Source organism: Methyloglobulus sp., from assembly GCF_046714055.1.
Lineage (GTDB): Bacteria > Pseudomonadota > Gammaproteobacteria > Methylococcales > Methylomonadaceae > Methyloglobulus.
On the sequence record NZ_JBKKBJ010000161.1, the window covers coordinates 1 to 10,453 of the forward strand.

Consider the following 10,453-nt stretch of genomic DNA (forward strand, 5'->3'; position numbering starts at 1 on the left):
GGTTTAGGCCTTTGGTGACGGCGTGGGAAATAACCGCTTGCCGCTTTTCCTTGAGCAGTTCGATCAGTCGTTGCTGTTCGGCAATCAGCGCGTCAATCTTCGCGGTTTCGCGGTCGAGGAAGGCGGCAATGGATTGTTGTTCTGAGTCTGGTGGAAGTAAGCATTTTGCATTCTCAATTTGCTCAACCGACACTGCTTCATAAGTGCTGCCAGTTGCAACAGAGAAAAGCTCACATTTAATTATTTCTAGCCCATGTAAAAGATAGCGCTGTGAATTATCTGCAATTGGAGTTATGGCACAGAGTCCCCTACCTATCCCATAAAACTGGTCTGCTACGTTAATTGCTCCAACAGGTGCTCGAACAGAAAACAAAATATCATTTACTTGAGCGAACTTGTTTGAAACTAAGCAGAAATGCCTAGGTGATGGATAAATATCCCCAAAGTCAGCATTTCCTTGCAGAAAAGGGATTCCCTCGCCATCTTGATTGCAGTCTTGTGAACTTGGTGATTGTCCCATGTTAATTTTCGCAACATTTTTGATGCGCTTAACATCCCAATGCTCCGGCATCTCCCCCAGCCATTCCACGCCACTTTCCTTGTAGCTTCCGTAACGCAGGAAGCTCATAAGCCCGCACCCCCTCTCCCCCGACCCCTCTCCGCAACTGTTCCAGACGTTGCCCTACCTCCTGCATCCATGCAGTCGTCCCGCAAGGGGAGGGGGGAGTTTTGGGCTTCGATTTGATTGGGGCTGATGTTTTGCATTATCGCGTTTTGTTCTTGTTGTGGATCAAATCGCTATTGAACGTCAGGTTCACGAAAAATATTATTCGGCGCTATAGCCCCTCTCCCTTGATGGGAGAGGGGTTGGGGAGAGGGTGATTCTAAACACTCTCGGCAAACCTCAACAATCCTTTCCAATGCCCCTTCAGAATTAGCCAGAATGTCATTATTCCAAAACCGTAAAACGGTAAAACCCTGGCTCCTCAGCCAACCGTCGCGGCGTGTATCGTATTCAGTCTGCCCGGTATGATGCCCACCATCGGCTTCAACGATGCAACGCGCTTCAAAGCATACAAAATCTACGATATAAATCCCAATAGGTTGCTGCCTTTTAAATTTGAAGCCCTGTAAACGATGGGCACGCAGATGAAACCAGATCAGGCGCTCACAGTCGGTGGCGTTTTTGCGTAGATCGCGGGCGCGTTCAGTATTCATTGCAGGCATCTCCAATATTTCAATATTTCGGCACATCGCCCAACCATTCAACACCACTATCCTTGTAGCATTCGTAACGCGGGAAGCTCATTGGCTATCTTCGATTTTAGTTAAGCCTTTTCTCGGAACGGATAGCTGGACACGGTATTGTTTCATCAGATTTTTGGCTTGTGCTTTAATCGTCTGCGAACAACCCTTCTTGTAACCTTCAATCAGCATGGACGTTTGTACCGCCTGAGCAATCTTCTTTTCTAAATAGGGCGTAATTTGCATAGGCGACTCTTTATTCATGGTCAGATAATCCGGTCTTCTGCTTGAGCGACAAGATCAAAGTCATAGGCAATGTCGGTGAAGCGACAAACCCATGATACTCATAGAACGCTTTTGCCTCGACTGACAGTGCATGGACAAGCAAACCGCGTATGCCAAGAATTCCAGCCGCTTGCGCCGTGCGAATGACGGCATCTTGCAGTAAAGCAGCCCCAAGCCCTCTGTCTTGACAGGATCTATCAACCGCCAGACGGCCAAGAATGGCAACCGGAACTGGATCGGGCATGTTGCGACGGATTGAAGCGGGGGTGTTGTTTAATTCCAGTGCGCCAGAGGCGAGACAATAATAGCCGACAACCTTTTTGCCATCGGTCACAACGTAGGTGCGGGACGCGCCATTGATTTGATTAGGGTGCGCCCGCCTCTTGAGCCAGTCATCAAGGCTATCAACACCACAAGCAAAGTCATCAAGCTGATAATCCGCTGTCAACAGAGCGGGTGCAGACAGCACTAGACATCCCAAGGTAAGGTAGCCGCCATTAACCGTTCAAACCCATCACCGCTGGGCGGACGGTCAAGAACTTCAAGAAAATGCGCGTAAGTTTTCTGGTCAACCCGGACAAGGGCTTGGTCGAGTAGGGATTCTTCCGCCGCACGTCGAGCGGCATCAATCATAAAATCAGAGCGCGTCTTGCCTTGTGCTTTTGCAGCCCGGTCAATCAAAGCGCGAATATCACTGCGGACGCGTAGATTAACCGCATGGGTTGGGGTGTCGGTTGTCGGTTGGCTGTTAGGCATGGGAAGCTCCGTATATTTTTTAAACTCTGTCAATCATACACCATAAAGATACACGGTGTGTATCTGTTTTGTTATCGGCGTTTACGCTGACAAACCCGCAATCATCCTCAGAATCTTATCCGTACATTGCTTCAAGTCCGCGTCTATTGCGGCCAATTCACGCGGCGGCTCGAAGACGTAGAAATGACGGTTGAACGGGATTTCATAGCCAACTTTGGTTTTGTCATGGTCTATCCATGCATCCGGCGACTCACAGGGATGTAAGGACGACTGCAAGGATGCAGGAGGTAGGGCAATGTCGGGAGCAGTTGCCGGGTGCGGCGAATTGTCTGGAACAATCGCCGCCACATGGGGCAGCACTTCGTGCTTGAAGTAGGTTTCCACGTCTTCACTGAGCGGTACGTTTTCGGTATCGCGTAGGCTGGAATCCGGTTGCGGCTTGCCTTTCAGCTTACCTTTTCCACCGAGAATGATTTTTCCGTTTTCATCCCGCAAGGGGCGTTCAACCGTGATGGTGCGATAGCCGAAGTCACTGTTCTTGAAGATTTTGGAAATCGGTTTCTTGCCCTCGCTGGCTTCGATGTTGTGCCCAAACAAGCGGGTAATTTCAGTGATATGCCCGTCCGATAGCTCTTTGCGTTTTGAGCCAAGGCTTTTCCGCATTTTCTGCCAGAAGCCACTGGCATCAATCAATTGCACCGTGCCTTTGCGATGCGCCGGTTTGCGGTTTGAGAGTATCCAGACATAAGTGCTAATGCCTGTGTTGTAGAACATATCCGTGGGCAGACCGATAATCGCTTCCACAAGGTCATTCTCCAACACGTAACGGCGGATTTCGCTTTCGCCCGAACCTGCCCCGCCCGTGAACAGGGGTGAACCGTTGAGGATAATGCCAAAGCGGCTGCCGCCATCATTAGATGGACGCATTTTGCTGATGAGATGCAGCAGGAACAGGAGAGAACCATCCGACACACGCGGCAAGCCTGCGCCGAAACGCCCGTTAAAGCCTTGTTGTTCATGTTCCTTGCGGACTTCTTTTTCTACCTTCTTCCATTCCACACCAAAGGGTGGATTGGAGAGCATATAGTCAAACTTAAGGTGTGGGTGGCCGTCGTCTGAAAAGGTGTTGCCGAAGGTGATATTGGCGACATTCTGGCCTTTGATCAGCATATCGGCTTTGCAGATGGCATAGGATTCCGGGTTGAGTTCCTGCCCAAACATCGTGAGGCGAGCTTCGGGATTATGTTCTTCCAGATATTCGCCAGCGACCGACAGCATCCCACCTGTTCCCGCTGTGGGATCGTATATGGTGCGGACAACGCCCGCTTTTGCCAACACGCTATCATCTTCGATGAACAGCAGGTTGACCATCAGGCGGATCACTTCACGCGGGGTGAAATGTTCCCCTGCGGTTTCGTTGGAAATCTCGGCAAACTTGCGGATGAGTTCTTCAAACACCAAGCCCATTTGACTGTTGCTGATTTTATCGGGGTGCAAATCCACATGGGCGAAGCGTTCCGTCACTTGATACAGCAGGCCGGATTTTACGAGTTTGTCTATCTGGGCATAAAACTCAAAGCGCTCGAATATATCCCGCACCGCTTCGGAAAAGCCTTGGATATAGGAAAACAGGTTTTCCTTGATATGGTCTTGGTCGCCCATCAGCTTTTTCATATCCAAGGGCGAGGTGTTGTAGAAGCTTTGCCTTGCTTTGCGGAGCAGGAACGGATCGGCATTCAAACCGATTTTCTGTTTGTCTTCATATTCGGCCAGCACAGCGGCTTTGGTGGATTCCAAAACGCAATCCAAGCGGCGTAACACAGTAAATGGAAGGATTATCTTGCCATAGTCAGATTGTTTGTAATCGCCCCGGAGCAGGTCAGCGACTGACCATATAAATGCGGATAATGCTTGTTGGTTCATGCAACCTTCGGTCAGTTATTATGTTTTCGAGTTCGTGAATCTTTCAATAGATACAATTATGGAACATCTTATTTTACAATTTGAACTAATCTAAAAAGTCTAAGTAGACCATCATTGTCAATGGCTCAATTCTACTGCCCTGACAATTTGTGCGAAAACTGCGCAAATATCTAGTTTCTATTTTATAACAACCGGCCTATTCGGGAGTTCGTTAGTATTTTCTAAATTGGCCGGAAAGTAAATCGACAGTAAGGTTGTAATTGCTTCAATACCTTGTACAGAACCTTGCTGAAAATCACCTTTAGCAAACTCGTTTTGCATAATCTGGGCAATCTTGTCCCATTCGGATTGAGCCACACACTTGTGTATGCCCCGGTCGGCAAGTATGTGGACTTCCCGGTCTGCTAACAGGATATAAATCAGGACACCATTGTTTTCCTCGGTATCCCATACCCTCAGGTTGGAAAAAACGTCGGTGGCACGCCGACGTGCGGTCATGCCATGCCATACCCATCCTGGAGCTAACGAATTTTCAATTGCAAACCTCAGTTCGCCCCGGTGTTGGGATTCCGAGCGTTTGACTGCTTTTTCAATATCCTTAAGCACTGCCTCAGGAAACGGCAAGCGCCACCGCCAAGGTGGTATGAAAGCATGGGTTAGCCAGCGTTTGATTGTCACCATGAGCCGGATGCGCCTCCGCCGCCAAAACCACCGCCGCCGCCACTCCAGGAGCCTCCTCCACCGCCACCGCGATAATAGCCCCCTCCCCCATTCGACCAGCCACCGCCTCCACCTGTGTGGCTGGCGCTAGTCAGGAAGAAGACAATAACGCCGACCATGATTGCGCCAATACCAAAGCCCAGCAATAAAGAGGCAATGACACCACTGCCAAGACCTGCAACCAGTCCTCCGGTGGCACGCCCAAACATTGAGGACAACAAAGAACCCGCAAATAATCCAGCAAATAACAGGAATATAAATCCGCCTTCGTTTTGCTGCGAATAGCCCTGTTGCGCCGGTGCAGGTAGCTGTTCCCCTTCTATCAAACCTATGATCTGATCGACTCCGGCATCAATCCCACCGACAAAATCCCCATTTTTGAAATAAGGTGTGATGGTTTCTGCAATGACTCGCTTAGCGACAGCATCGGGGATAACGCCTTCCAAACCATAACCGACTTCCAGCCGCAGTTTCCGGTCGTTTTTTGCAATGACTAGAATAAGGCCGTCATCGACACCCTTACGGCCTATGCGCCATAAGTCAGCGACTTTAATACCGAATTCGGCAATATCCTCGGGTTGTGTGGTCGGGACGATGAGAACGGCTATCTGACTGCCTTTTTTCGCTTCAAATGCCGCCAGTTTACTTTCCAGTGCCTGTGCCTGTCCTGCGCTGAACGTGCCAGCAAGGTCAGTAACCCGACTTGATAATATCGGAACTTCGACAAACGCCCAGGCCGGGGTGAACGGGCACAAAAAAAGCAGCCAGAATCCCAACCACAACCCGGCAGAAGCGGTTCGATAATAGTGCCCTGGAATTCTTGAGTACACTGCTTTATTGGGTTACCGCTTTAGAAGGTTCGGGTTGCACGACAGGAGGCGGAAGCGTCATAGTCTGCGGCGCTGGAGTTGCAGGTGCCGGAACCTGAGCGGGAACAGGAGTGCCGAAATCGACCTTGGGTGGCACAGCAATCGCCTGTTCATTTTCAACCGTAAAACTGGGCTTAACCTTGTGTCCAAACACCATCGCCGTCAGGTTGGTTGGAAATGACCTCACGGTAATATTGTATTCCTTGACCGCACCGATATAGCGGTTACGGGCTACGGTAATGCGGTTTTCCGTACCTTCAAGCTGGGCTTGCAAGTCGCGGAATAAGCCATCGGCTTTCAGTTGCGGGTAATTCTCCGCTATCGCCAACAGCCGCGAAATAGCGCTGGTCATTTGGCCTTGGGCGGCAATGAATTTTTTGAAGGCTTCTTCATCATTCACCAACTCGGGTGTAGCTTGAATCGAGCCAACCCTGGAACGGGCATCGGTAACTTGGGTCAATACTTCTTTTTCATGGGCCGCATAACCTTTGACCACATTCACCAGGTTGGGCACCAAATCGGCACGACGCTGGTATTGGTTTAACACTTCAGCCCATGCGGCTTTTATGTCCTCATCCGAGGATTGCAAAGTGTTATAACCGCAACCGGATAAGGCGAGTAACACCAGTAAAATTAAAGGATATTGATAGAGCCGGGTATTACTGAAAGTCATTTTTCTCACTCCATTTTGCTATTAAAAAAAAATTTAGCAACATCTAAAGCGAAAGATACACCGAAACGGAAGCTAATACAAAATTAATCATCCATTTTGGATAGCTGACTTTTTACTTGGGATAACGCTGTTTGAAACAAGTCTGGTTGATCCGTCTGTAAGGTTATGGCATCTGTTTCCCGCCGCAACCAGGTAAACTGGCGTTTGGCTAATTGGCGTGTGGCGGCAATGCCCTTCTCCACCATCGTTGGCTTATCGTATTCCCCGTGGAGATAAGACCACACTTGCCGGTAACCCACTGCCCTTATCGAAGGCATATTTTCGCTTAGGTCGCCACGGCTCAGCAGCTCTTCCACCTCTTCAATAAACCCCTGTTCCAGCATCTGCGTGAATCGTCTGGCAATGATGTCGTGCAAGGTTTTTCGCTCCTTTGGGGCAATAATCAACTTGATTTTTTGATAAGGCATATCTTTTTGTTGAGCATCAGTAAAATAAGCGGTCAATGGCTTACCGCTGATTTCGTACACTTCTAATGCGCGTTGGATGCGTTGTGGATCGTTGGGATGGATTCTGGTGGCTGATTCCGGGTCAATGCTTGCCAGCCGTTGATGCAATGCTTCTTTCCCCAAAGTTTTTAACTCTTCATCGAGCTTCGCCCTGATAACTGGATTAGCTTCTGGCAGTTGGGCAAGCCCACCGCACAGGGCATTAAAATACAGCATGGTGCCACCAACCAGTATCGGGATACGCCCACGCTGATGTATTTCATCCATCAAGGCCAGGGCCTTATTACGGAATTGCCCTGTAGAAAAAGTTTCCGCCGGATCGAGAATATCAATCAAGTGATGAGGTATGCCCCCTCTCTCCGACAGCGAGGGTTTTGCAGTGCCTATATCCATGCCCCGGTAAACCAGGGCTGAATCAACACTGATAATTTCGCCAGCTAGCGTCTGAGCCAATTGCACCGACAAAGACGTTTTCCCGGAAGCCGTCGGCCCCATCAGGAAAATGGCTGGGGGGTAGGCATTTTTTTGCATTATTCAGCAAGTAGCCTCGATTTAACACAGTGGAATCGAGGACATGGAGCGCTTAATTCCTCGATTCCGTTACACTTCATCGAGGCTACTCGCTACACAAGTTATAGCACCGTCATTCCGGTAGGGATCGGCGGCGAGGATTCCATATCCTCTTCCGCACTTCCTCCATCCATGGAGGTCGCCGGAATCCAGAACACAAGGATGTGAATAACCGATCAAAAAAGTTCCATACAGCAAAAAAACGGTTGGCATTATTTGGCATTGCCATCCATGGCTTCTGGATCTCGGCATTCCCTGCCGAGATGACGGGTTTTGTGTAGACCTATGCCTTAAGTAATAAGACTCCAACTTATTGCCCACGCAGAAAAAACTTGTCCAGATCACTTGTCGATAATTCTACCCAGGTCGGCCTGCCATGATTACATTGCCCGCTGCGTTCGGTTTGTTCCATGTCCCTGAGCAACGCGTTCATTTCATCAATACTTAATCTTCGATGCGCCCGTACCGCGCTGTGGCAAGCGATGGTACCCAGGATATGATTGCCGTGATCCTGCATCCGGTGACTTAAGCCGTGCTGGACAAGATCAGCCAAGACATCCCGGATCAAGGATTCCACATCAGAATGGCCCATCAGCGCCGGTACGGTACGAAGCACGATAGTTTCTGGTCCGGCGCGATTAAACTCAAAACCCAAACCAGCAAAAAACTCAGAGGCTTGTTCCGCAAGTTCAGCTTCCGACGGGCTCACATTGATTTTAATGGGCAAAAGTAAGGGTTGGCTAGGCACTGCACCTTGTTGGGATTGTTGTTTCAAGCGCTCATAAACGACTCTTTCGTGGGCGGCATGGGCATCCACCAGGATAATGCCGTTACGGGTCTCCGATAGGATATAAATATTATGTAAATGGGCAATCGCGAAACCTAAAGGTGGCATTTCCTGATGCTGCTGGTTTCCCTGCTCCGGTTTTGGCGCGGTTCCAGAATACAGCTTGGCGTAAGCCTGAATCGTTTCCTCAACCTGAAAAGGGAGCGATGACTGTGATGATGGCTGATATGTCATGTAAGTTGGTTTGTTATCAGCCGCCCTTTCGTTTCTATCCCTAGGAGCAACTTCTTTCTGCTGGATGACGGGATTGGCTGTGTGTTGATTGGGCCTTACCTCAGCCAATGACCGGTGCAATGCCGAAAACAAGAAATCATGCACGAGCCGCCCTTCCCTAAACCTGACTTCCAGTTTTGCTGGGTGTGCATTGACATCAACTAAGCCGGGGTCCAAAGTAAGATACAAGACAAACACCGGATGCCTGCCATGAAACAAGACATCTTGAAAAGCCTGCCTGACCGCATGGGCGATCAGCTTATCCCTTACCAAACGGCCATTCACATAGAAAAACTGCATATCTTGTTGGCTACGGGAGAAGGTAGGCAACCCTACCCAACCCGCTAGTTGCAGACCGGATGATGCGACATCGATTGTTATTGAATTCTCCAAAAAGACTGAGCCACAAATTCCCGCCACTCTTTGATGTTGTTCAGTTTCAGTTGTGGCCTGCTGGAGTTGGAAGATTTCCTTTTGATTATGCGACAAGGAAATGCCAATATCAAAACGGCTAAGCGCCATCCTTTGGATCAATGCCTCAATATGGGCAAATTCTGTCTTCTCCGTTTTCAGGAATTTGCGCCGGGCTGGCGTGTTATAGAATAAGTCCCGCACATCAACGGTCGTACCCTTGGGATGAGGGTCGGGTTGCAGGTCAAAACCTTGCTCGGAACCGTCAGCAGCAACTTGCCAGGCACAATCTGCTTCAGCCACCCGGGAAATTAATGTCAGCCGTGAAACGGAACTGATACTGGGCAAAGCCTCACCACGAAATCCCATACTGGCAACGCGCTCAAGATCCTCGAACGAAGCTATCTTGCTGGTTGCATGGCGGGACAGCGCTAAAGGTAAATCCTCTTTGACTATGCCACAGCCGTCATCCCTAATTCGGATACGCCGGGCGCCGCCCTGTTCTATATCAATGTCAATACTGGTTGCACCCGCATCAAAGCAGTTTTCAACCAGTTCTTTAACTACTGATGAAGGCCTTTCGACCACTTCACCCGCAGCTATTTGGTTAATGAGATGGATGGGGAGTACCTGAACGCGCATAGTTCGGCCTAGAATAAAAGCATCATTCTATACGACCGGATGCGGACTGGGTAGTTTGCAGATAGAGATTTATTGCATACGATTGTGTTAAAAGGGTAACACCACACAGGACGGGGTTTTATCCTGGTTACGGTATGTTTGAGTTCTCCCCTGAGAATTATGACGATATCCTTGGTTCAATGTTGACGTTGCCTGAAAAATAAGGGCGATAGGTCTGTGGGCTTATGCCGATAAAAAGCGGGCAACCTTAAGGAAAAGTTGGCGCCTCGGGCCATAAGGCCAATGTGTTGGCACTGGTGACAGGCACAGTAATTGCCCAAATCATTACTGTTGACATCCCGCCTATTCTTACGCGTTTATTGTCCCCGCCTGCATTTGGTGTTTTTGTCGTTTATCTGTCAATTGCTCGGCAGTGGCCCTATACTTTAGCGATTGCGGTCAGTTTTTTTATAATTTTTGGTTCAGTGGGAAAAAGGCCAAAACACTGTGCGTCAACCATGAGCCTGAGGGCTAAAACCTAAACGATGGGAACGGATACGGATGAACAAGATATTTTTTGACAAAATAATCGCAATTGGGCGTTCAGTAAAAAACTGCTTGAACATAAGCAATTATGAACAGGAAACAAACTTAAACCATAAATTAAAAGGGATATATTCCCATAACCAGGCACCTAAAGCGGCCAAGCTGGACAAAAATCAGGCCAGTGAGATTCGCTCCTATTGGAAAAGCTTCAATATCAAATGCAGCTTATTGTGGCATCAAGCATATATCGCAGTAAATGAAACAATGG

At 49.0% G+C, this 10,453-nt stretch carries 12 protein-coding genes; 1 reads left to right on the forward strand and 11 read right to left on the reverse strand.

Annotated features, from left to right (window positions below):
• The 11 genes from ACLQ6D_RS09525 to mutL all read right to left on the reverse strand — a co-directional run.
• On the reverse strand, positions 1-628 hold a 628-nt coding region (locus ACLQ6D_RS09525; protein ID WP_411727048.1), incomplete at its 3' end, for a restriction endonuclease subunit S.
• 170 nt (positions 629-798) lie between these two features.
• A complete protein-coding gene (locus tag ACLQ6D_RS09530; RefSeq protein WP_411727049.1) occupies positions 799-1,218 on the reverse strand; it encodes a DUF559 domain-containing protein in 420 nt (139 codons plus the stop codon).
• 87 nt (positions 1,219-1,305) lie between these two features.
• Positions 1,306-1,491, reverse strand: a complete 186-nt coding sequence (locus ACLQ6D_RS09535) for a hypothetical protein (protein ID WP_411727050.1) — start codon at positions 1,489-1,491, stop codon at positions 1,306-1,308.
• A gap of 10 nt (positions 1,492-1,501) precedes the next feature.
• Positions 1,502-1,999, reverse strand: coding sequence for a GNAT family N-acetyltransferase (locus ACLQ6D_RS09540; protein WP_411727051.1), 498 nt, complete (start codon positions 1,997-1,999; stop codon positions 1,502-1,504).
• Entirely contained in the window at positions 1,999-2,286 is a 288-nt protein-coding gene (locus ACLQ6D_RS09545; protein WP_411727052.1) for a DUF1778 domain-containing protein, read from the reverse strand. The genes ACLQ6D_RS09540 and ACLQ6D_RS09545 overlap by 1 nt, the downstream gene beginning before the upstream one ends.
• Before the next feature lie 81 nt (positions 2,287-2,367).
• The gene (locus ACLQ6D_RS09550) at positions 2,368-4,209 is read right to left on the reverse strand and encodes an N-6 DNA methylase (RefSeq protein ID WP_411727053.1); all 1,842 of its coding nucleotides are present in this window, start codon (positions 4,207-4,209) and stop codon (positions 2,368-2,370) included.
• Positions 4,210-4,386: 177 nt separating this feature from the next.
• Positions 4,387-4,890, reverse strand: coding sequence for a TPM domain-containing protein (locus tag ACLQ6D_RS09555; protein WP_411727054.1), 504 nt, complete (start codon positions 4,888-4,890; stop codon positions 4,387-4,389).
• On the reverse strand, positions 4,884-5,759 hold the full coding sequence (locus tag ACLQ6D_RS09560; RefSeq protein ID WP_411727055.1) for a TPM domain-containing protein: 876 nt from the start codon (positions 5,757-5,759) through the stop codon (positions 4,884-4,886). The genes ACLQ6D_RS09555 and ACLQ6D_RS09560 overlap by 7 nt, the downstream gene beginning before the upstream one ends.
• A gap of 4 nt (positions 5,760-5,763) precedes the next feature.
• A complete protein-coding gene (locus tag ACLQ6D_RS09565) occupies positions 5,764-6,471 on the reverse strand; it encodes a LemA family protein (protein WP_411727056.1) in 708 nt (235 codons plus the stop codon).
• An 83-nt stretch (positions 6,472-6,554) separates the two neighbouring features.
• Complete coding sequence (gene miaA / locus ACLQ6D_RS09570) at positions 6,555-7,508, reverse strand: tRNA (adenosine(37)-N6)-dimethylallyltransferase MiaA (RefSeq protein ID WP_411727057.1); 954 nt, start codon at positions 7,506-7,508, stop codon at positions 6,555-6,557.
• 349 nt (positions 7,509-7,857) lie between these two features.
• Complete coding sequence (gene mutL / locus ACLQ6D_RS09575; RefSeq protein ID WP_411727058.1) at positions 7,858-9,660, reverse strand: DNA mismatch repair endonuclease MutL; 1,803 nt, start codon at positions 9,658-9,660, stop codon at positions 7,858-7,860.
• A 540-nt stretch (positions 9,661-10,200) separates the two neighbouring features.
• Here mutL and ACLQ6D_RS09580 point away from each other — a divergent pair.
• A partial coding sequence (locus ACLQ6D_RS09580; RefSeq protein ID WP_411727059.1) for a hypothetical protein occupies positions 10,201-10,453 on the forward strand: 253 nt, incomplete at its 3' end.